16 protein-coding genes are annotated in these 21,964 nt (G+C 69.3%); 11 read left to right on the forward strand and 5 right to left on the reverse strand.

The features are described from left to right. Nucleotides 1-88 precede the first annotated feature (88 nt). Complete coding sequence (locus ACWD3E_RS10775) at nt 89-2,746, reverse strand: transglycosylase domain-containing protein (RefSeq protein WP_451387208.1); 2,658 nt, start codon at nt 2,744-2,746, stop codon at nt 89-91. Nucleotides 2,747-3,140: 394 nt separating this feature from the next. Here ACWD3E_RS10775 and ACWD3E_RS10780 point away from each other — a divergent pair, with 394 nt between their 5' ends. From ACWD3E_RS10780 to ACWD3E_RS10795, 4 genes are all read left to right on the forward strand, one after another. Next, a complete protein-coding gene (locus tag ACWD3E_RS10780) occupies nt 3,141-3,824 on the forward strand; it encodes a PadR family transcriptional regulator (protein ID WP_451387209.1) in 684 nt (227 codons plus the stop codon). A 44-nt stretch (nt 3,825-3,868) separates the two neighbouring features. Then, a complete protein-coding gene (locus tag ACWD3E_RS10785) occupies nt 3,869-4,951 on the forward strand; it encodes an inositol-3-phosphate synthase (RefSeq protein WP_451387210.1) in 1,083 nt (360 codons plus the stop codon). 94 nt (nt 4,952-5,045) lie between these two features. Then, a complete protein-coding gene (locus ACWD3E_RS10790; RefSeq protein WP_451387211.1) occupies nt 5,046-6,323 on the forward strand; it encodes an MFS transporter in 1,278 nt (425 codons plus the stop codon). 99 nt (nt 6,324-6,422) lie between these two features. Continuing rightward, nucleotides 6,423-6,944 carry an LppU/SCO3897 family protein gene (locus ACWD3E_RS10795; protein ID WP_451387212.1) on the forward strand — a complete coding sequence of 174 codons (522 nt, stop codon included), beginning with the start codon at nt 6,423-6,425 and terminating at the stop codon, nt 6,942-6,944. Nucleotides 6,945-7,049: 105 nt separating this feature from the next. Here ACWD3E_RS10795 and ACWD3E_RS10800 read toward each other — a convergent pair whose 3' ends face one another. Beyond that, a complete protein-coding gene (locus tag ACWD3E_RS10800) occupies nt 7,050-8,516 on the reverse strand; it encodes a CCA tRNA nucleotidyltransferase (RefSeq protein ID WP_451387213.1) in 1,467 nt (488 codons plus the stop codon). A gap of 258 nt (nt 8,517-8,774) precedes the next feature. Here ACWD3E_RS10800 and ACWD3E_RS10805 point away from each other — a divergent pair, with 258 nt between their 5' ends. From ACWD3E_RS10805 to trxA, 7 genes are all read left to right on the forward strand, one after another. Continuing rightward, nucleotides 8,775-11,144 (forward strand): DUF6049 family protein, encoded by a 2,370-nt coding sequence (locus tag ACWD3E_RS10805; protein ID WP_451387214.1) that lies wholly within the window; start codon nt 8,775-8,777, stop codon nt 11,142-11,144. Between the two features lie 45 nt (nt 11,145-11,189). Further along, the gene (gene murJ, locus ACWD3E_RS10810) at nt 11,190-13,583 is read left to right on the forward strand and encodes a murein biosynthesis integral membrane protein MurJ (RefSeq protein WP_451387215.1); all 2,394 of its coding nucleotides are present in this window, start codon (nt 11,190-11,192) and stop codon (nt 13,581-13,583) included. A gap of 118 nt (nt 13,584-13,701) precedes the next feature. Beyond that, entirely contained in the window at nt 13,702-15,423 is a 1,722-nt protein-coding gene (locus ACWD3E_RS10815) for a protein kinase family protein (RefSeq protein WP_451387216.1), read from the forward strand. Between the two features lie 26 nt (nt 15,424-15,449). After that, nucleotides 15,450-16,172, forward strand: a complete 723-nt coding sequence (gene sigM, locus ACWD3E_RS10820) for an RNA polymerase sigma factor SigM (RefSeq protein ID WP_451387217.1) — start codon at nt 15,450-15,452, stop codon at nt 16,170-16,172. Next, complete coding sequence (locus ACWD3E_RS10825; protein ID WP_451387218.1) at nt 16,169-17,086, forward strand: anti-sigma factor family protein; 918 nt, start codon at nt 16,169-16,171, stop codon at nt 17,084-17,086. Before sigM ends, ACWD3E_RS10825 begins: the two co-directional genes overlap by 4 nt. Before the next feature lie 172 nt (nt 17,087-17,258). Continuing rightward, nucleotides 17,259-18,206 carry a thioredoxin-disulfide reductase gene (gene trxB / locus ACWD3E_RS10830; protein ID WP_451387219.1) on the forward strand — a complete coding sequence of 316 codons (948 nt, stop codon included), beginning with the start codon at nt 17,259-17,261 and terminating at the stop codon, nt 18,204-18,206. 73 nt (nt 18,207-18,279) lie between these two features. Further along, entirely contained in the window at nt 18,280-18,612 is a 333-nt protein-coding gene (trxA, locus tag ACWD3E_RS10835) for a thioredoxin (RefSeq protein ID WP_451387220.1), read from the forward strand. Between the two features lie 62 nt (nt 18,613-18,674). Here trxA and ACWD3E_RS10840 read toward each other — a convergent pair whose 3' ends face one another. The 3 genes from ACWD3E_RS10840 to ACWD3E_RS10850 all read right to left on the reverse strand — a co-directional run bounded on the left by ACWD3E_RS10840 (nt 18,675) and on the right by ACWD3E_RS10850 (nt 21,848). Next, nucleotides 18,675-19,292 (reverse strand): GNAT family N-acetyltransferase, encoded by a 618-nt coding sequence (locus ACWD3E_RS10840; protein ID WP_451387221.1) that lies wholly within the window; start codon nt 19,290-19,292, stop codon nt 18,675-18,677. Between the two features lie 325 nt (nt 19,293-19,617). Further along, a complete protein-coding gene (locus tag ACWD3E_RS10845) occupies nt 19,618-20,778 on the reverse strand; it encodes a ParB/RepB/Spo0J family partition protein (RefSeq protein ID WP_451387222.1) in 1,161 nt (386 codons plus the stop codon). Next, nucleotides 20,775-21,848 carry a ParA family protein gene (locus tag ACWD3E_RS10850; protein WP_451387223.1) on the reverse strand — a complete coding sequence of 358 codons (1,074 nt, stop codon included), beginning with the start codon at nt 21,846-21,848 and terminating at the stop codon, nt 20,775-20,777. The genes ACWD3E_RS10845 and ACWD3E_RS10850 overlap by 4 nt, the downstream gene beginning before the upstream one ends. Between the last annotated feature and the right edge of the window lie 116 nt (nt 21,849-21,964).

The raw sequence follows: 21,964 nt of genomic DNA on the forward strand, positions 1-21,964 counted from the left end.
TCAGGTGGCCGCGTACGGGGGAAGCGCAAAGAGGCCGGTGCCCGGCGCCCCCGCGAGGAAGCGCCGCACACCGGCCTCCGGTCATCGGTCAGCCCTGGGTACCGCCGAAGATCCCGCCGTTTCCGTTGCCTTTGGTACTGCCGCCCGGCCCGGTCGAGTCACTGACCGACGGACTGGGACTCACACCGCCGTCCGTGCCACCGATGGTGTCCGTGCCTCCGGTGGTGGTGCCGCACTTCCAGCCCTTGCACGTCTGGCTCGCCGACGGCGACGGCTCGATGCTGCTCTCGCTGGGCGACGGGCTCGGCGAGTCGCTCGGCGTCTGGCTCGGCGTGTTGATGACCGTCGGGGTCGGGGTGGGCGCGCCCACCTCGTCCTGGACGTTGTCGATCTTGGTGGCGGGCGGGAAGCCCGTGTCGTTCGCCCCCTCCAGCGCGACCTTCATGTACTCGGTCCACACCGACGTCGGGATGTCACCACCGTGGATGGAGTCCACGCCGGCGGTGCCGTTCATGGAGAGCAGCTCGTGGTCCTTGGGGTTCTCGCGGAACATCGCCACCGAGGTCGACAGCTGCTTGGTGTAGCCGACGAACCAGGCCGACTTGTTCTTGTCGGTCGTACCGGTCTTGCCGGCCGCCGTACGCCCCAGGGCCCTGGCGTTCTGGCCCGTACCGTTCTGGATGACGTTCTGCAGGACGTCCGTGACGTTGTTCGCCACGTTGTCCGGCATCGCCGGGGTGGACTTCGGCCTGGCGAAGCCCGGCTGCTCGTCGCCGTTGTACTTGAGCTTGGTCACCGAGTACGGGTCCGTGTGCGTGCCGGACGCGGCGAACGTGGCGTAGGCGTCGGCCATGCGGATCGCGCTCGGGGTGGACGTACCGATGGCGAAGGACGGATTGAGCGTGGAGAAGCTGTCCTTGAGGATGCCGGACGCCTCGGCGACGTCCCGGACCTTCGGCAGACCCACGTCCACGGCGAGCTGGACGAACGGGGTGTTGATGGACTGCTCCATCGCCTTGCGCAGGGTGATGTAGCCCCAGCGGTGAGGACTCTCGTTGTTCTGATAGAAGGTCGAGTTGTCCTTGTTGAGGTAATACGTCCCGTCCGGCCGCATGACCTTGAGATGGTCGTCGCCGTTGTACTTGCTCAGCGGGGAGATGCCCAGGCCGTCGGACTTGTAGGTCCCGTACTGCATGGCCGCGGCGAGCACGAACGGCTTCCACGTCGAACCCACGGGGACACCGGAGGTGTCCGCGTTGTTGGTGAAGTGGTTGTTCTCGTAGCCGTCACCGCCGTAGAGGGCGACGATCGCGCCGTCGTTCGGCTTCACCGACGCCGCGCCGAACTGGACGTACTTGTCCTTCGGCTCCGTCTTGGGGTGCAGGCGCTGCTGCTGGATCTTCTTGACCGCGGCGCTCAGGGCGTTGACCTTGGACTTCTCGAAGGTCGTGTAGATCTGGTAGCCGCCCTTGTCGAACTGGGCCTCTGTGATGTGGGAGTGGTTCAGGACGTACTTCTTGGCCGTGTCTGCCAGATAGCTGATCTGGCCGGTCATGCCCTTGGTCGCCTTGCGGCCCTGGGGCTTGGGGTACTCCTTGACGGCATCCTGGTACTGGGAGTCCGAGATGTGCTTGTCCTTGTGCATCTCGCCGAGGATCCACTGCCAGCGTGCGTGGGACCGCTGGTAGTTGGCCGAGGGGGTCGCCGCCGGGTCGAGGTCGGCGTTGCCGGCCGGGTCGTAGTACGTCGGGCCCTTGAGCAGCGCGGCGAGGAAGGCGCACTGGCTCGTCGAGAGCTGGACCGCGTCCTTGCCGAAGTACGTCTGCGCGGCGGCCTGGATGCCGTAGGCGCCACGGCCGTAGTAGGACGTGTTCAGGTACCCCTGCATGATCTGGTCCTTGGAGAGCTTCGTGCCCACCTTGATGGAGATGAACATCTCCTTGAACTTGCGGGTGACCGACTGTTCCTGGCTGAGGTACGTGTTCTTGACGTACTGCTGGGTGATCGTCGAACCACCCTGCGTCTGACCGCCCCTCGCCATGTTGGCCAAAGCGCGCAGGATACCCATGGGGTCGACGCCCGAGTCCTTGTAGAAGGACTTGTTCTCGGCCGAGATCACCGCGAACTGCATCGCCTTGGGGATCTTGTCGATGGTGACGTTCTGCCGGTTCACACCGGTGCCCGTGGCCACCATCTGGGAGCCGTCGGCCCAGTAGTAGACGTTGTTCTGCGACTTGGCCGCGTCGTTCTCGTTGGGGATGGAGACCATCGCGTAGCCGACGCCGACCATCACCACCAGGCTGCCGACGAAGCCGAAGAACATCCCCGAGACGAGCTTCCAGGAGGGCACCCAGCGGTGCCAGCCGAACTTGCCCGCGCGCGGGTAGTCGATGAACCGCTTCTTGCCGGGTGCCGTCCCGGCCCGGCCCCTGCCGCGCCCGGGACCGCCCGGTCCGCCCGGGCCACCGCGGCGGCCCGGACCCGCGTTGTCTGCGGCTCTGCGCCGACCGCCTCTCTGTGCGGCGCGGCGGGCCTCGGCACGGCTGCCGTAGGCACGGTCCTCACCTCCCGGACCGCTGGAGTCCGACCCATAGGAACCGGATCCATAGGAGTCGGCAGGAGACCCGGTGGCGCCTCGCGGTGCCGCACGGCGGCCGGAGGACGGACCGGGCTGGCCGCGTCGGGCCGCGGCACGTCCGTCGCCGCCTCCCTGCGGCTGCGGCGGTTTGCGACGGTGCTCGCTCATCGAACGACTACTCCTCGGGCAGGCGCACCCCTGCGCGCCTGGAACGGCGGCTGATTTCCGGTCCCCCCGGAGTACGGATGTGGTCGGTTCCGCATTCACCCGTACTGCACCGGGGACAACGACGCTCCCCAGGCGTCACTTGGTTCCCGGTGGTGTGCATGCCGCACACACTACGCACCGCCAAAACGCACCGAGCTTCTAAGTTCACCCCAAATCAGGCAACTTGCCTCCTGCGAATCGGGGATGTGATCCCGTTCACCACTCTCCCCCTTGTCGCACCCGGAAGGCCGTTCTATCGTCATGATGTATCGAGTCGATACATCAGCGCGAGATAAGCGCGCTGACAGACGCTGCGCGTGACCCTGCGGGCACCGCGGACCGAGAGGAGGCGACGATGAGCCGACGTTCCGGCATCCTCGAGTTCGCCGTGCTCGGCCTGCTGCGCGAGTCCCCCATGCACGGCTATGAGCTGCGTAAACGACTCAATACGTCACTGGGTGTGTTCCGTGCGTTCAGCTACGGGACCCTGTATCCCTGCCTCAAGACGCTGGTCACCAGCGGCTGGTTGATCGAGGAACCCGGAAGCACCCACGAGGACGCCCTCACCGCCCCCCTCGCCGGACGCCGCGCCAAGATCGTCTACCGGCTGACGGCGGAGGGTAAGGAGCATTTCGAGGAGCTGCTCTCGCAGACCGGCCCCGACGCGTACGAGGACGAGCACTTCGCGGCACGGTTCGCCTTCTTCGGGCAGACCTCGCGCGATGTGCGCATGCGCGTGCTGGAGGGCCGGCGCAGCCGCCTGGAGGAGCGCCTGGAGAAGATGCGCGCCTCCCTGGTCCGCACGCGCGAGCGCCTCGACGACTACACGCTCGAGCTCCAGCGCCACGGAATGGAGTCCGTGGAGCGCGAAGTGCGCTGGCTGAACGAGCTCATCGAGAGCGAGCGGGCCGGGCGGGACCTGAGAGGTTCCGTTTCCGGGGGGTCCGCTCAGCAGGACACCACCACTGGATCGACGGGCGTCCTGCCCCGTCCCGGGGAAACCCCCCGGACGGATACGCCCGACGACACCGCCACGTGACGGCCCAGTCAGGGCCTCACTCGTACACACAGGGAGCAACCGGAATGGGTTCGGTTCGCGTAGCCATCGTCGGCGTGGGCAACTGCGCCGCCTCGCTGGTTCAGGGAGTCGAGTACTACAAGGACGCCGACCCGGCGTCCAAGGTCCCCGGCCTGATGCACGTGCAGTTCGGTGACTACCACGTGCGTGACGTCGAGTTCGTCGCCGCGTTCGACGTCGACGCCAAGAAGGTCGGTCTCGACCTCGCGGACGCCATCGGCGCCTCCGAGAACAACACCATCAAGATCTGCGACGTGCCCTCCACCGGTGTCACCGTCCAGCGCGGCCACACCCTCGACGGTCTCGGCAAGTACTACCGCCAGACCATCGAGGAGTCCGAGGCCGAGCCGGTCGACGTCGTCCAGATCCTGAAGGACAAGCAGGTCGACGTTCTGGTCTGCTACCTGCCCGTCGGTTCCGAGGACGCTGCGAAGTTCTACGCGCAGTGCGCCATCGACGCCAAGGTCGCCTTCGTCAACGCCCTCCCGGTCTTCATCGCCGGCACCAAGGAGTGGGCGGACAAGTTCACCGAGGCCGGTGTGCCGATCGTCGGTGACGACATCAAGTCCCAGGTCGGCGCCACCATCACGCACCGCGTCATGGCGAAGCTGTTCGAGGACCGCGGTGTCATCCTGGACCGCACCATGCAGCTGAACGTCGGCGGCAACATGGACTTCAAGAACATGCTCGAGCGCGAGCGCCTCGAGTCCAAGAAGATCTCCAAGACGCAGGCCGTCACCTCGCAGATCCCCGACCGGGAGCTCGGCGAGAAGAACGTCCACATCGGCCCGTCCGACTACGTCGCGTGGCTCGACGACCGCAAGTGGGCGTACGTCCGCCTCGAGGGCCGCGCCTTCGGTGACGTCCCGCTGAACCTCGAGTACAAGCTCGAGGTGTGGGACTCCCCGAACTCCGCGGGTGTCATCATCGACGCCGTGCGCGCCGCGAAGATCGCCAAGGACCGCGGCATCGGCGGCCCGATCCTCTCCGCGTCCTCGTACTTCATGAAGTCCCCGCCGGTCCAGTACTTCGACGACGAGGCCCGCGAGAACGTCGAGAAGTTCATCCGCGGCGAAGTCGAGCGCTGAGCACTCCGCTCGCCGAGAACGCTCCTGCCAGGGCTGTGAGGGGTCCCCGGGTTTCACGACCCGGGGACCCTCCGCATGTGTGAGGCTGTGCCCCATGCCCGTCGTCCGTGACCTGCGCGTCCTGCTACGCCTGCGGAACTTCCGGCGCCTGCTGTACGTGCGCCTCCTCTCCCAGGGAGCCGACGGCGTCTACCAGGTCGCGCTCGCCGCGTACGTCGTCTTCTCCCCGGAGAAACAGGCCTCGCCCGCCGCGATCGCCTCGGCGATGGCGGTCCTGCTCCTTCCGTACTCGCTGGTCGGCCCCTTCGCCGGCGTCCTGTTGGACCGGTGGCGACGCCGCCAGGTCTTCTTCTACGGCAACCTGCTGCGGGCCCTCCTGGCGGCGGTGACCGCCGTGCTGATGGTCAGCGAGGTCCCGGACTGGCTGTTCTACGCCTCCGCGCTGTGCGTCACGGCCGTCAACCGCTTCGTCCTCGCCGGACTGTCCGCGGCTCTGCCGCGCGTGGTCGACGCCGACCGCCTGGTACTGGCCAACTCCCTCTCCCCGACGGCCGGAACGCTCGCCGCGACCGCGGGCGGCGGCCTCGCCTTCGCCGTCCGGCTCGCCGCGTCGGGCTCCTCCGCGGCGGTGGTGCTGCTGGGGGCCTTCCTCTATCTGTGCGCCGCTGCAACCTCGCTGACCATGGCTCCCGGCCTGCTCGGCCCCGACCGGCAGCCGACGCGGCCCCGCCTGCGGACCGCGCTCGTCGTCACCGCGCGCGAGCTGCTCGCGGCCGTCCGGCATCTGGCCGAACCCCGGCGCCGGGAAGCGGTCTGGGCGCTGACCTCGATGACGCTGATGCGCCTCTGCTACGGCGCGCTGCTCGTCCTGCTGCTCATGCTGTGCCGGTACGCCCTCGCCACGACCCCCAACGAGGGACTCAAGCTGCTCGGACTCGCGCTGGCGGCGTCCGGCGCGGGCTTCTTCGCGGCTGCCGTGGTGACGCCGTGGGCGGCGGGACGGCTGGGCCCCGGCCGATGGATCGCGGTCTGCTCCGGCGCGGCCACGGTTCTGGAACCCGCGCTCGGCCTGCCGTTCGCCCTCGGCCCCCTGCTGGTCGCGGCCTTCGTGCTGGGCCTCATCACGCAGGGCGCCAAGATCTCCACGGACACGATCGTCCAGGCGTCCGTGGACGACGGCTTCCGGGGCCGGATCTTCTCCGTGTACGACGTCCTGTTCAACGTCGCCTTCGTCGGCGGCGCCGGAGTGGCCGCTCTGATGCTTCCACCGGACGGCCGCTCCGCGCTCCTCATCGTCGCAGTCGCAATCGTCTACGGGGCGGTTGCTGTGACTATGGGCCGCTTTGAACGGCAGAGAGTGTCACATCAATGACACAGAGTCCCTCTGGATTACAGGCGCGTCAGTGGCAACCGCTAACTTACGTGGGTCTTATCTCTTGCCATGTGCACCACGTCCCAGGGGGACCCCGAAGTGACTACTCCGCCGCAGGGCCAGGTTCCGTACCCGCCGCAGGGCCAGGCTCCCTACCCGCCGCAGCAGGGTTACCCGCAGCAGGGTTACCCGCAGCAGGGCGGCGCTCCGTACCCGCCGCAGCCGGGCTACCCGCAGCAGGGCGGGGCCCCGTATGCTCCGGTGCCGCCGCAGCCCAAGCGCAAGCTGAGCTTCAAGACGATCAAGAACATCGTCATCGTCGTGATAGCCGCCGGTGTCGCCATCGGCGGCTACTTCGCCAGCCGGAATGACGCCGACACGGCGAAGGTCGGCGACTGCATGCACCGCGGCAGCAGCAGCGACACCAACCCGGACCTCGAGGTCGTCGACTGCGGCTCGTCGAAGGCCCAGTACGTGGTGCTGGCCAAGGTCGATGGCAAGTACTCCGGCGCCTCGGCTCAGCTCACATGCGAGAACAAGGCCAAGGACTTCCAGTACGCCTACACCGAGGAGAAGAGCGGTGGCTCCTTCCTGCTCTGCCTGAAGGACTACAAGAAGTAGCACCGGCCAAGACGCGAGGGGCGATGTTTCACGTGAAACATCGCCCCTCGGTTGCTCCTCGTCCGGCGTCGTGTTTCACGTGAAACATGACCCCGGACCACGGGCTCAGCTCTGCTCCGCCCACCATTCCTTGAGCGCCGCCACTGCCGCATCGTGCTCCATGGGCCCGTGCTCCAGGCGGAGTTCCAGCATGTGCTTGTAGGCCTTGCCCACGACCGGGCCGGGGCCGACCCCCAGGATCTCCATGATCTGGTTGCCGTCGAGGTCCGGGCGGATCGCGTCCAGCTCCTCCTGCTCCTGGAGCTGGGCGATGCGCTCCTCCAGGCCGTCGTAGGCCCGGGACAGCGCGGCGGCCTTGCGCTTGTTCCGCGTGGTGCAGTCGGAGCGCGTCAGGTAGTGCAGGCGCTCCAGCAGGGGGCCGGCGTCACGGACGTAGCGGCGCACCGCCGAGTCCGTCCACTCCCCGGTGCCGTAGCCGTGGAAGCGCAGATGAAGTTCGACCAGCCGTGAGACGTCCTTCACGAGCTCGTTGGAGTACTTCAAGGCGGTCATGCGCTTCTTGGTCATCTTCGCGCCGACCACCTCGTGGTGGTGGAACGAGACCCGGCCGTCCTTCTCGAAGCGGCGCGTGCGCGGCTTGCCGATGTCGTGCAGCAGCGCGGCCAGCCGGAGCGTGAGGTCGGGACCGCTCGGCTCCAGTGCCATCGCCTGCTCCAGCACGATCAGCGTGTGGTCGTAGACGTCCTTGTGCCGGTGGTGCTCGTCACGTTCCAGGCGCAGTGCCGGCAGCTCGGGCACGACGTGGTCGGCGAGCCCGGTGTCGACCAGCAGCGACAGGCCCTTGCGGGGGTGGGCGGAGAGGATCAGCTTGTTCAGCTCGTCCCGGACCCGCTCGGCCGAGACGATCTCGATCCGCCCGGCCATGTCCTTCATCGCGGCGACGACCTCGGGGGCCACCTCGAAGTCCAGCTGAGCGGCGAACCGGGCGGCACGCATCATCCGCAGCGGGTCGTCCGAGAACGAGTCCTCCGGAGTGCCGGGCGTGCGCAGCACCTGGGCGGCGAGGTCCTCCAGGCCGCCGTACGGGTCGATGAACTCCTTCTCCGGCAACGCGACGGCCATCGCGTTGACCGTGAAGTCACGGCGGACCAGATCCTCCTCGATGGAGTCGCCGTACGACACCTCGGGCTTGCGCGAGGTGCGGTCGTACGCCTCCGACCGGTAGGTGGTGATCTCGATCTGGAAGTCCCAGTCGGTCTCGCCGACCCGGGCACTCTTCTGCGCGCCGACGGTGCCGAAGGCGATGCCCACCTCCCAGACGGCGTCCGCCCACGGCCGCACGATCTTCAGTACGTCCTCGGGGCGGGCGTCGGTGGTGAAGTCCAGGTCGTTCCCGAGCCGGCCGAGCAGCGCGTCGCGCACCGAGCCGCCGACCAGGGCGAGAGAGAACCCGGCCTCCTGGAATCGGCGGGCGAGGTCGTCGGCGACGGGGGCCACCCGCAGCAGCTCGCTCACCGCGCGCCGCTGCGCCTGACTCAGGGCAGAGGGAGTGTCATCGTTGGGGTTCGGCACAACAGAAAAGGGTACGTGGCCCGGACGCCGCGGAGCGCCTCCATTGCGGGGGCCCCGGACAGTACCCTGCATACCCCCGCAAGCACAGTTCTTGCGACGTACGGCCGCTCTCCGCTCGATACTGGATATAGAGGGCGGCTCGCCGGTGTTCTTCGATCTTGTGACGGAGACCGCGGCACTTCGCCTCCGCGCGCATCGTTACCATGCGTGGACGCACATTCCGACGACCACTGACGACGACGAGGGACGGGCGAGCGCGTGGCCGACGCGGCAGACTTCCAGGGGACCAGTGCCTCACCTGCCCGCCGCTGGCTGCGGCGCACCGGAGCGCTGCTCGCCGGGGCGCCCCTGCTGGCCGGACTGCTCCAGCTGCCGGCGGCCGTCCCCGCGCAGGCCGCTTCCTGGGACAGGGTGTCCGTCGCCCTGGACTCACTCAGCCCCAGCGCCCCTACGGACGGCGACACGGTCACCGTCTCGGGCACGGTGACCAACAACGGCAAGCGGACCGTCACCGACGCCCACGTGGGCCTGCGCCTGGGCCCCCCGCTGAACACCCGCTCGGCGATCGACGACGTCGCCCAGCACCCGGACGACGTGCAGAGCAGCACCGGCTCCGAGGTCGACGGGAAGTACACGGAGAAGTTCGCGAAGCTGGCCCCGGGGGTCGCCGAGCACTTCAGCATCTCCGTCCCCGTGGACAAGCTCGACCTCGGCCAGGACGGCGTCTACGAGCTCGGCGTGGCCCTCTCCGGCCAGACCTCCGCGCAGCCCTGGCCCCAGGTGCTCGGCATCCAGCGCACCTTCCTGCCGTGGCAGCCCTCCGAGCCCGACACCAAGACGAAGACGACCTTCCTGTGGCCGCTGCTCTCCACGGTCCACATGACGGCCAAGACCGGCGCCGGTGAGCTGCAGACGCCGGTCTTCCTCAACGACGACCTCGCCAAGGAGATCGCACCGGGCGGCCGGCTGGCCGCGATGGTGGATCTGGGCAAGGACCTCGACGTCACCTGGGTGATCGACCCCGACCTGCTGGCGGCCGTGGACGCGATGGCGGGCAACTACCGGCTCCCGGCAGCCGACGGCGCCACCACGCCGGGCCCCCGCCAGTCCCAGGGGCTCGCCAAGCAGTGGCTGGCCAAGCTGCAGAAGGCCGTGGCGGGCAAGGAGATCGTCGCGCTGCCCTTCGCCGACCCGGACCTGGCCTCCCTCGCGCACAACGGCACCAGCGTCACCGGCTCGCTCAGCCACCTCAAGGACGCCACCGACGTCGCCACCACCACCGTGAAGACTGTGCTCCATGTCACACCGAGCACCGACTTCGCCTGGCCCGCGGAAGGCGCCGTCGACCCGTCGATCATCAAGGTCGCCACCTCTGCCGGGGCGGACCGGGTGATCGCCCGCAGCGACAGCCTCCAGGAGACCGCAGGGCTGCCCTACACGCCCTCCGCGGCACGACCCATCGGCGGCGGCACCACGGCGGTCGTCGCCGACGCCCGGCTCTCCACGGCCTTCGAGGGCGACCTGACGAAGGCGGACTCGGCCACTCTCGCCGTGCAGGAGTTCCTGGCCCAGAGCCTGGCCCTGAACACGCAGACGGACCAGGAGCGCAGCATCGTCGTCGCCCCGCAGCGGATGCCGTCGACGAGCCAGGCGCAGGCCATGGCGGCGGCGCTGAAGGCACTCGAGGGCGGGACCTGGACCGAGTCCCAGGGCCTCAGCACGGCCGCGAAGGCCAAGCCCGACCCGAAGGCCACCACGCGGATCCCCTCGACGTCCGTCTACCCGTCCTCGCTGCGCCGGCAGGAGCTGAAGAAGTCGGCGTTCGTGCAGATCGCGCGGACCGAGGACAAGCTCGACAACTTCCAGGTGATCCTCACCGACCGGTCCCGCGTGGTCACCCCGTTCGGGCGGGCCATAAACCGCGAGATGTCCACGTCGTGGCGGGGCCGCGGCACGGCGGCCGGCGCCTACCGGGACGGGGTGGAGAAGTGGCTGGACGACCTCGCCGACCAGGTCAAGCTGATCGACAAGTCGGAGACCAAGCTCTCCGGCCGCAGCGCCACCATCCCGGTGACCGTCCAGAACAACCTCGTGCAGCCCGCCGGCCACCTGGTCCTGCGGCTCACCTCGACGATGCCGACCCGTCTGAAGATCGGCGGCAAGCCCTACGACGAGCAGCCCGTCTCGGTGTCCGGCGGCCACAGCCAGTCCGTGAAGTTCACCACCTCGGCCAATGCCAACGGCCGGGTCACCGTGATCGCCCAGCTGTACACCGAGGACGGCACGGCGTACGGGGACCCCGTCAGCTTCGACGTGAAGGTCACGGAGGTCACGCCCACCGTCATGCTGGTCATCGGCGGCGGTGTGCTCCTCCTCGTCCTCGCCGGCTTCCGCATGTACACCCAGCGCAAGCGGGCTGCCGCCCGCCAGGGCGAGGATGACGGTCCCGACGCGGCGGGGGAGGAGACCGACGAGCCCGGGAACCCCGGCACGCCCGGAGACCGTCTCCCGGAGGAGTCGGGCTCCGGCTCCGGGGCAGACGACCCGGAGCAGCAGAGTGACCCGGCGCCGGACACCGCTCCGGAAAACACCGACCCGTCCGGGACGGGTGAGAGAGTGGACCGTTGAGCGATGTCGTGGCCGGTCGGCCCGGGACGATGAGGTGGGGTAAGCATGAACGCGCCGTACGACGGTGAACGCGGCCAGGGCGCGGCCGGCTCGGGCTACCCCGAGGCGCCGCCCGAGGCCGGTCAGGTGCCGCCGCAGCACGCGGCGGACATGTACCTCCAGGACGCCTACGACCAGGACCCCTACCGGGCGCAGGATCTGACCGCCCAGGACCCGGTCGCCGAGGCGCTCTACGACCGTGCCGCGCACCCGCCGCCGCCTCCGGGCACGTACGACCAGCAGCAGCCGCTCTACGCCCCGCCGGCCCAGTCTCCGTACGCCCCCGACCCGCGGGTGTGGGCGCAGACCCCGGCGCCGGAGCCGGAGGGCGCCGCCCCGTACCTGCCGTACGGCGACGATCCGCGCACCACCCAGTTCGTGGGCGTGGACGACCTGGTCACGCACTCCGGCGAGGAGCGCCACGAGCCGGACGCCTTCGCACACCTGTTCCAGGACCAGCAGCAGGGCGGCGGGCAGCAGCCGATGCAGCCGCCGGCCGTCCCCGGCCCGGCCGCGGCGCCGGGCGCCGGGCAGGGGACTGCGGGCCAGTACGGGGCGGGCCAGTACCCGGCAGGCGAGTACCCGGCGGCGCAGTACGGGCAGGGCCAGCAGCAGGGAACGTACGCGGGTGCCCCCTACGCCGGGACCCCGTACCAGGCCGCTCCCGCCTCTCCCACCGCCGGACCCCCGGTGCAGCCTCCCGTGCCGACCCCGGCTGCGGCTCCTGCTGCGGCCCCCGCCCCGGGTCCGTCAGGTCCCGCGAAGAAGGGCGGAAAGGCCTCCGGGCTGCTGAAGTCCAGCGCCGTCATGGCGGCGGGCACGATGGTCTCGCGCCTCACCGGCTTCATCCGCTCCGCGCTGATCGCCGCCGCCCTGGGCCTCGGCTTTCTCGCCGACTCCTTCCAGGTGGCCTACCAGCTGCCGACCATGATCTACATCCTCACCGTCGGCGGCGGACTCAACTCCGTGTTCGTCCCGCAGCTGGTGCGGTCCATGAAGGAGGACGAGGACGGCGGCGAGGCCTTCGCCAACCGGCTGCTGACGCTCGTGATGGTGGCGCTGGCCGCGCTGACCGGACTCGCGATGTTCGCGGCGCCGCTGCTGGTACGGCTGCTGTCCCCCACCATCGCAAACAGCCCGCCCGCCAACGAGGTCGCGGTCACCTTCACCCGCTACTTCCTGCCCTCGATCTTCTTCATGGGCATCCATGTGGTGATGGGTCAGATCCTCAACGCGCGGGGGAAGTTCGGCGCGATGATGTGGACTCCGGTCCTCAACAACATCGTCATCATCGTGTCGCTCGGCATGTTCATCTGGGTCTACGGCACCGCCTCGCACTCCGGCATGGCCGTCACGAACATCCCGCCGGAGGGCCAGCGCCTGCTCGGTGTGGGTGTGCTGCTCGGTCTGGTCGTCCAGTCCCTCGCGATGATCCCGTACCTGCGTGAGACCGGGTTCCGGATCCGTCTGCGCTTCGACTGGCGAGGGCACGGGCTGGGCAAGGCGGCGATGCTCGCCAAGTGGACGATCCTGTTCGTCCTCGCCAACCAGGCGGGCGCCATGGTCGTGACCCAGCTGTCCACCGCCGCCGGCAACGACTCCGGCATCAAGGGCGCCGGCTTCGCCGCCTACGCCAACGCCCAGCTGATCTGGGGCCTGCCGCAGGCCATCATCACCGTGTCCCTCATGGCCGCGCTGCTGCCGCGCATCTCGCGCTCGGCTGCCGAGGGCGACGGCGGGGCCGTCCGCGACGACATCTCCCAGGGCCTGCGCACCACCGCGGTCGCCATCGTGCCCATCGCCTTCGGCTTCCTCGCGCTCGGCATCCCGATGTGCACGCTGATCTTCGGCTCCGCGGGCACCAGCTCAGCCGTCAACATGGGCTACATGCTGATGGCCTTCGGCCTCGGCCTGATCCCGTACTCCGTGCAGTACGTCGTCCTGCGCGCCTTCTACGCCTACGAGGACACCCGCACCCCCTTCTACAACACCGTCATCGTGGCCGCGGTGAACGCGGGCGCCTCGGCGCTCTGCTACTTCCTGCTGCCGGCCCGCTGGGCGGTGGCCGGCATGGCCGCCGCGTACGGCCTCGCCTACGCCATCGGTGTGGGCGTCGCCTGGAGCCGGCTGCGCAAGCGGCTGGGCGGCGACCTGGACGGCGCACGGGTGCTGCGGACGTACGCGCGGCTCGGCATCGCCTCGGTGCCGGCCGCCCTGCTCAGCGGCGCGGCCTGCTACGGCATCGGGCACACCCTCGGCCAGGGCGTCGCCGGTTCCTTCGCCGCACTCCTCGTCGGCAGTGCGGTGCTGCTCGGCGTCTTCTACGTCGCCGCCCGCCGCATGCGCATCGAGGAACTCAACTCGCTCGTGGGAATGGTGCGCGGACGTCTGGGTCGATGAGTCGGGGGTAGTCGCACAACCATCGTCCCCGGCTGCGTGTCGTGCATAGCGGCGGACTGTGGGCACAATTGGTTTCGGCGTCGGACAGCGTGCAACGGATGGGGAGGCAGGGACGACGGTGGCGGAACGGAGCACGGCTGCCGTCGACGTGGCAGACAACAGCGGCAACCAGCCGCTGACCGCCAAGGCGGACCAGTCCACGGCCGACGGGGTGGCCAAGATGCCGGAGCGGGACACGGACAGCGACAAGGCACAGGGGAGCGGCGGGGCCGAAGGCCCCGTGAAGAAGTCCTCGCCCCCCGAACTGCACAGCGGTCACAAACTCGCCAGACGCTACCGTCTCGAGGAGTGCGTCACCCGTCTGGACGGATTCAGCAGCTGGCGTGCGGTCGACGAGAAACTCCGTCGTGCCGTCGGCGTCCACATCCTGCCCGCGGACCATCCACGGGCCCGCTCCGTCCTCGCCGCCGCCCGCTCCTCCGCGCTGCTCGGCGATCCGCGCTTCGTCCAGGTCCTCGACGCCGTCGAGGAGAACGACCTCGTGTACGTCGTGCACGAATGGCTGCCCGACGCCACGGAACTGTCCGCCCTGCTCGCCTCCGGGCCGCTGGAGCCGCACGACGCCTACCAGATGGTCAGTCAGGTGGCCTCCGCCATGGCCGCCGCGCACCGTGAGGGCTTGGCCCATCTGCGGCTGAACCCGAACGCCGTCCTGCGTACCTCCACCGGCCAGTGGCGCCTCCGCGGCCTCGCCGTGAACGCCGCGCTGCGCGGCATCAGCTCCGACACCCCGCAGCGCACCGACACCGAGGCGATCGGCGCCCTGCTGTACGCCGCGCTGACCCAGCGCTGGCCGTACGAGAACGACGCCTACGGCCTGTCCGGGCTGCCCAAGGACGTCGGCCTGATCGCACCCGATCAGGTGCGGGCCGGGGTTCACCGCGGCCTGTCCGAACTGGCCATGCGCGCTCTTGCCAACGACGGGGCGACCGCGTCCCGGCACGAGGCCCCGTGCACCACGCCCGAGGAACTGGTGAAGGCGATCGGCGAGATGCCCCGCATCCGCCCGCCGGAGCCGGCGTTCACGGCACCGCCGGAGTACCAGCGCACGACGTACCAGCAGGGCACGTACGGCCGCCCCACGCCGCGCCCCGGTGCCACGCAGCCGATCGCACCCCCGCCGCCTCCGCTGCAGAGCCGCACCGGCAGGGCCCTGAAGTGGGCGGTCTCCGCCCTCCTCATCGCCGCCCTCGGCCTGGGCAGCTGGCAACTGGCGGACGCCCTGATGGGCCAGGCCAACAAGTCCGACGACACGAACAAGAGCCAGCAGACGGACGACGGCGACAAGAGCGGCACGAAGGCGCAGGCCGCGCCGATAAAGATCCAGGACAGCCGGGAGTACGTCGCTGAGGGCGACCCGCAGCACCCCAACGATGTCCCGAAGACGTACGACCACGACGGGTCGACGTACTGGCGGACCAAGACCTTCAACGCCGGTCCCGAGATCGCGCCGTACCGGCCCGGCGAGGGCATCATCTACGACCTCGGCTCCGCCAAGCAGGTGAACACCGCCACGATCAACCTGCGCTACCCCGGCGACCACACCACGGTCGAGCTGTACGCGGCCGATTCACTGACACCGGCGTCGCTGGACTCGATGCCCCAGTTCGGCAAGGTCACGACCACAGGCACCACCGCTACGGTGAAGGCCGGCAAGTCCGTGAAGACGCGGTACGTCCTGGTGTGGCTGACGGCCGTGCCGAAGTCGGGTTACGACGCCGACGCGTACGCCAGTGCGGGCTTCAAGCAGGCCATCACCGAAGTGAAGTTCACGGGCTGACGTCTCACCCGAACCGGAGGGGGCAGATGGCAGAGGGCGCCGGATACGACGGAGTGAGCGACCAGGACCTGCTCGCCCGCCATGTCGAAGGCGACCCCGAAGCCTTCGGTGAGCTCGTGCGGCGGCATCGTGACCGGCTCTGGGCCGTGGCGCTGCGGACGCTGGGGGACCGGGAGGAGGCCGCTGACGCGGTGCAGGACGCGCTGGTGTCGGCCTACCGGGCGGCGCACACCTTCCGGGGGCAGTCGGCCGTCACCACCTGGCTGCACCGGATCACGGTGAACGCCTGCCTGGACCGCGCCCGCAAGGCCGCCTCGCGCAAGACCTCACCGGTGGACGACACCGAGCGGCTGGAGCAGATGCTTGAGCCGCACGAGGCGGCCTCGGCCCCGGCCGAGCGCAACGACCTGCACCGGCAGCTACTGGAAGCGCTCGGCACGCTTCCGTATGAGCAGCGTGCCGCTCTGGTCCTCGTCGACATGCAGGGGTACCCCGTCGCCGAGGCCGCCCGCATCCTCGATGTCCCCACGGGGACGGTGAAGAGCCGGTGCTCCCGGGGCAGAGCCAGGCTTCTGCCCCTGCTCACCCATCTGCGCCAGGACGGCACAGAGGCCGGAGAAGAACCCGGGCCGGGACGGAACCGGGTACAGGGGACATCCGTCCCACCCGCAGCGGGGCCACAAGAAGGCCCCCCGGACACAGGGCCGAGCGATTCAGCCGTAGTGAAGGGCGGAGGTGGGCGAGCGTGACTTCCACGACGGACACGGCCGGACACCCGGACGTCGCAGAGATCTCCGACCTCACCGAAGGCCTGCTGCCGCCGTCACGGTCCGCGGATGTGCGGCGCCATCTGGACGCTTGTGAGCTGTGCGCCGACGTCCACGCCTCGCTGGAGGAGATCCGGGGGATGCTGGGGAGCCTTCCGGGCCCGCCGCGTATGCCTGCGGATGTCGCCGGTCGTATCGATGCCGCCCTCGCCGCCGAAGCGCTGTTGAACTCCACCACGCCCGAGGCCGCCGACGGGACCGGCGCGGTCTCCAGTCCGAGCGAGTCCCCCGCCGCGCATGTTTCACGTGAAACATCGGTCCCGGCGGACCGGCCCGCCGGACGCCCGCATGCGACGACCGGACCGGGGCGGAAGGGGCCCGGGCGGGGTCGGCGCCGGAGGACCGTCGTCCTGGGTGCCGTGTTCACCGCCGCTGTGCTCGGCGCCGGGACCTTCGTCCTGCAGTCGTTCAGGGACCACACCTCCGACACGACCGCCCACAGCACGGCCAGCTCGGCTGCCAGTCCTTTCTCCGGGCACAGCGTCCAGAACCAGGTGCAGGAGCTGCTCGCCGCGAAGCAGGGCACACAGCCGGGCTCCGAGCGGCCACGCAGCGGCTCGGGCCAGGAGACTCCGGGGTCGAGCGGGAACGCGCACACGTTCGTCCAGAGCCATGTCCCGGTCCCCGACTGTGTCCAGCAGGCGATCAAGCGCAGTGACACCGTCCTGGGTGCCAGGAGCGGCAGGTACGACGGAAAGGATGCCTACCTCGTCGTCCTGCCCGACGCCCATGACAGCGCACGCGTCACGGCCTATGTGGTCGACGCGGCCTGCGTGTCCCGGCAGCCCGTCTCGGCGGGCAAGGTGCTCCTGGAGCAGTCCTTCGCCCGCCCCTGAGTCGCTCGTCTCTGTGCAGGCACTCATCCCTGTGTAGGCGCTCGTCCCTGTCTCCGTGTGTACCCGGACACGGCGGGAATGCGGGCCCCTTAGGATCCGTTGGGTGGGGTGAGAGTCCTGAAGGGTGCTCCCACCGGTCGACCGACGCAGACCAGAGACGAGGAATCAAGCCGTGAGCGACGTCCGTAACGTGATCATCATCGGCTCCGGGCCCGCCGGCTACACGGCGGCGCTGTACACCGCGCGTGCCTCGCTGAAGCCCCTGGTGTTCGAGGGCGCCGTCACCGCCGGTGGTGCCCTGATGAACACCACCGAGGTGGAGAACTTCCCGGGCTTCCGCGACGGCATCATGGGCCCCGAGCTGATGGACAACATGCGGGCGCAGGCAGAGCGCTTCGGCGCCGAGCTGATCCCGGACGACATCGTCTCCGTCGACTTGGCCGGTGAGATCAAGACCGTCACCGACACCGCGGGCACCGTCCACCGGGCGAAGGCCGTCATCGTCACGACCGGCTCCCAGCACCGCAAGCTCGGCCTGCCGAACGAGGACGCGCTCTCCGGCCGTGGTGTCTCCTGGTGCGCCACCTGTGACGGGTTCTTCTTCAAGGACCAGGACATCGCCGTCATCGGTGGTGGCGACACCGCGATGGAGGAGGCCACCTTCCTCTCCCGGTTCGCCAGGTCCGTGACGGTCGTCCACCGCCGTGACACCCTGCGCGCTTCCAAGGCGATGCAGGACCGCGCCTTCAACGACCCGAAGATCAAGTTCGCCTGGCACAGCGAGGTCGCCGAGATCCAGGGTGAGCAGAAGCTCTCCGGCCTGAAGCTGCGCAACGTCAAGACGGGCGAGCTGTCCGACCTGGCCGTGACGGGCCTGTTCATCGCGATCGGCCACGACCCGCGCACCGAGCTGTTCAAGGGCCAGCTGGACCTGGACGACGAGGGCTACCTGAAGGTCGCCGCGCCCTCCACCCGGACCAACCTGACCGGCGTCTTCGCCGCCGGCGACGTGGTCGACCACACCTACCGTCAGGCGATCACCGCGGCCGGCACCGGCTGCTCCGCCGCCCTTGACGCCGAGCGCTTCCTCGCGGCCCTCGCCGACGGGGACCAGGCGTAGGCGCAAGCGACCACCCGACACACCTCCACCCCTCTTCCCCACCCCACCGCATCATCAAGTGAAGGAGCCCGCTGTGGCCGGCACCCTGAAGAACGTGACCGACGCCGACTTCGACGAGGTCGTCCTCAAGAGCGACAAGCCCGTCCTGGTGGACTTCTGGGCCGAGTGGTGCGGCCCGTGCCGCCAGATCGCCCCGTCCCTGGAGGCCATCGCGGCCGAGCACGGCGGGCAGATCGAGATCGTCAAGCTCAACATCGACGAGAACCCCAACACGGCCGCCAAGTACGGCGTCATGTCCATCCCGACACTGAACGTCTACCAGGGCGGCGAGGTGGCCAAGACGATCGTCGGCGCCAAGCCGAAGGCCGCGCTTCTCCGCGACCTCGACGAGTTCATCGCCGAGTGACGTTTCACGTGAAACACGAATGGGCCAACCCCTGAGGGTTGGCCCATTCGCTTTACCGCGGCTTACAACGGCCGCAGCGCGGGCTCCTTCTGGACCGCTCCCAGGAGCCGGTCGAGTGCCAGCTCCACGTCCTGCTTCCAGGAGAGCGTGGACCGCAGCTCCAGCCGCAGCCGGGGGTTCGTGGGATGCTGCCTGACCGTCTTGAAGCCGACGGCCAGAAGATGCTCGGCAGGCAGCAGGCAGGCGGGCTCCTTCCAGCGGGCGTCACCGAACGCCTCGATGGCCTTGAAGCCGCGCCGCAGCAGATCCTTGGCGACCGTCTGGACCATCACCCGGCCGAGCCCCTGGCCCCGGTACCCGGGCATGATGAACGCCGTCATGAGCTGAACGGCATCCGGCGAGACCGGGCTCGTGGGGAACGCCGCGGAGCGCGGCACATAGGCCGGGGGCGCATAGAGCACGAAGCCCACCGGGACGTCGTCGACGTAGACCACCCGGCCGCACGATCCCCAGTCCAGCAGAACGGCGGAGATCCAGCCCTCCTTCTCCAGCGCGGCCGTGCCTCCGTTTACCGCTGCCTCTCCGCTGACGGGATCCAGTTCCCAGAAGACGCACGAGCGGCAGCGCTGGGGAAGGTCCTGAAGGTTGTCCAGCGTGAGCGGTACGAGCCGGCGCCCCATGAAGGCTGTTCCTCGCTTCCCTCGCCCGCGGCATCGCGAGCGGCTGTCAGAGCGCTCCGTTCCCTGAGCAGGCTGCCGACGAATCCGCCGACTACTCCGAGGCCCAGGCCCGCGCTCACCAGTCCGGTGCGGCTCATCGTTCGCATGGCCCCTGTCTCCCCACTCAGAGATGCTGCCAGGTGGATGCGCCATACCCGTTCGCATCGTATCCACGATGCGATTGCCTCGATACCGCCTCAAAGCAAAGAGCGGGCCGCGTCCCGGCACACACCGGACACGGCCCGTTCCTGTACGACCAGGCGTAGCGCCCAGGGGCGTCCGAGGATCAGATGTCGTCGCCCTCGTCGTCGCCCTCGTCGTCGCCCTCGTCGTCGCCCTCGTCGTTGCCCTCGTCGTTGCCCTCCTGGAGGCTCTCCTGGAGACCCTTCTGCAGGACCGGTCCCTCGCCCGGGGCGAGGGTGCCCAGGATCCGCTCAAGGTCCTCCATGGAGGCGAACTCGACCGTGATCTTGCCCTTCTTCTGGCCCAGGTCGACCTTCACCCGGGTCTCGAAGCGGTCGGAGAGGCGGGTCGCCAGGCTGCTCAGTGCCGGGGAGACCCGGGCACCGGCTCGCGGTCCCTTGGAGCGCTGAGTCGTCTGGGGACGCGAGCCCATCAGGGTCACGATCTCCTCGACGGCCCGCACGGACAGCCCCTCGGCCACGATGCGATGGGCCAGCCGGTCCTGCTCCTCCGAGTCCTCGACGGACAGCAGCGCCCGCGCGTGCCCGGCAGAGAGGACCCCGGCGGCGACCCGGCGCTGAACCGCCGGCGAGAGCTTCAGCAGACGCAGGGTGTTGGAGACCTGCGGCCGGGAGCGCCCGATCCGGTCCGCGAGCTGGTCGTGCGTGCAGTTGAAGTCCTTGAGCAGCTGATCGTAGGCGGCTGCCTCTTCCAGCGGGTTCAGCTGGGCGCGGTGCAGGTTCTCCAACAGCGCGTCCAGGAGGAGCTTCTCGTCGTCCGTGGCCCGGACGATCGCCGGGATCGCCTCCAGGCCGGCCTCACGGCAGGCTCGCCAGCGCCGCTCGCCCATGATCAGCTCGTACCGGGCCGGGCCCAGCTGCCGGACGACGACGGGCTGGAGGAGACCGACCTCCTTGATGGAGGTCACCAGCTCGTGCAGTGCGTCCTCGTCGAAGACCTCACGCGGCTGGCGCGGGTTCGGGGTGATCGAGTCGAGGGGGATCTCGGCGAAGTGGGCACCCAGCGGAGGCGCGGGCGTCTCCGGGGCAGGGCCCGCCGAGGGCTCCTCGGGTTCACGTGAAACAGGCGGCAGTGTGGCGACCTTCGCCGCGGCCACACCGCGGTCGGTCGTCAGCACCGGGAGGGCAGCGGGAGACGCGGACGCACCACTCCCCATCGCGGCCGGGGCCGGGTTCTTCTCGGTCGGGGCAGCAGGGATCAGTGCGCCGAGACCACGGCCCAGCCCCCTCCGTCGTTCACTCACTGGATCCCCTCCACCATGCTCGGGTCGTTCTGGGCGCCGATATGGGCCTGGCTCGCGTCATAGCTGATGCCGATGCCCTTCAGCGCGATTTCTCGGGCCGCCTCAAAATAGGAGAGGGCACCGCTCGATCCTGGATCGTAGGTCAGCACCGTCTGCCCATAGCTCGGCGCCTCGGAGATACGGACCGAGCGGGGAATGCTCGTCCGCAGCACCTCGTCGCCGAAGTGGGTGCGCACCTCTTCCGCGACCTGGGAAGCGAGACGCGTCCGGCCGTCGTACATGGTGAGCAGGATGGTCGACACATGCAGGGTGGGGTTGAGGTGCCCCCGCACCAGGTCGACATTGCGCAGCAGTTGGCCCAGGCCCTCCAGCGCGTAGTACTCGCACTGGATGGGGATGAGGACCTCCTGGCCCGCGACCATCGCGTTGACCGTCAACAGGCCCAGGGACGGCGGGCAGTCGATGAGGATGTAGTCCAACGGCTGCTCGTACGCCTGGATCGCCCGCTGAAGCCGGCTCTCGCGGGCCACCAGCGACACCAGCTCGATCTCCGCACCGGCGAGATCGATGGTGGCGGGGGCGCAGAAGAGTCCTTCGACGTCCACCACGGGCTGGACGACCTCGGCGAGAGGCCTGCTCTCCACCAACACGTCGTAGACCGAAGGGACTTCGGCGTGATGGTCGATCCCCAGAGCCGTGGACGCGTTGCCCTGGGGGTCGAGGTCGATCACCAGGACACGGGCACCGTGCAGAGCCAGCGAAGCGGCAAGGTTGACGGTCGTCGTCGTCTTGCCCACACCGCCCTTCTGGTTGGCGACCACGATCACTCGGGTCTGCTCCGGTCGCGGCAGGCCTTCGCCGGCCCGCCCCAGAGCCTCCACCGCCAGTTGGGCAGCACGACCGATGGGAGTGTCGTCCATCGGGGACGGTGTTTCACGTGAAACATCCACCCCCATCGACTCGGTACGGGGACCGGGGACCGGATCGGTCATCGGTCCCGCGATGTTGGCGTCGGACCGCAAGGATTCACTCTCCTCGACTTCAGGCTCGCAATGAACAGAGCCTCCCATGTCTTCGGGGTCGTGAACCAGTGAGGCCTGGTGTTCTGTGGAGAAATCCACCTCTGTGGACAACTCCGTACCCCGGGAGGGGGGCGGAGCGCTCCGGGAAGGGGCCGGAGCACCCG

This window comes from Streptomyces sp. NPDC002676 (assembly GCF_053592455.1).

Bases quoted from the DNA above. Each gene is read 5' to 3' on its own strand.
- ACWD3E_RS10790 (WP_451387211.1), top strand. From the start codon at position 5,046: ATGCCCGTCGTCCGTGACCTGCGCGTCCTGCTACGCCTGCGGAACTTC.
- ACWD3E_RS10840 (WP_451387221.1), bottom strand. From the start codon at position 19,292: ATGGGGCGCCGGCTCGTACCGCTCACGCTGGACAACCTTCAGGACCTT.
- ACWD3E_RS10850 (WP_451387223.1), bottom strand. From the start codon at position 21,848: ATGGGAGGCTCTGTTCATTGCGAGCCTGAAGTCGAGGAGAGTGAATCC.
- murJ (WP_451387215.1), top strand. From the start codon at position 11,190: ATGAACGCGCCGTACGACGGTGAACGCGGCCAGGGCGCGGCCGGCTCG.
- sigM (WP_451387217.1), top strand. From the start codon at position 15,450: ATGGCAGAGGGCGCCGGATACGACGGAGTGAGCGACCAGGACCTGCTC.
- ACWD3E_RS10775 (WP_451387208.1), bottom strand. From the start codon at position 2,746: ATGAGCGAGCACCGTCGCAAACCGCCGCAGCCGCAGGGAGGCGGCGAC.
- ACWD3E_RS10785 (WP_451387210.1), top strand. From the start codon at position 3,869: ATGGGTTCGGTTCGCGTAGCCATCGTCGGCGTGGGCAACTGCGCCGCC.
- ACWD3E_RS10780 (WP_451387209.1), top strand. From the start codon at position 3,141: ATGAGCCGACGTTCCGGCATCCTCGAGTTCGCCGTGCTCGGCCTGCTG.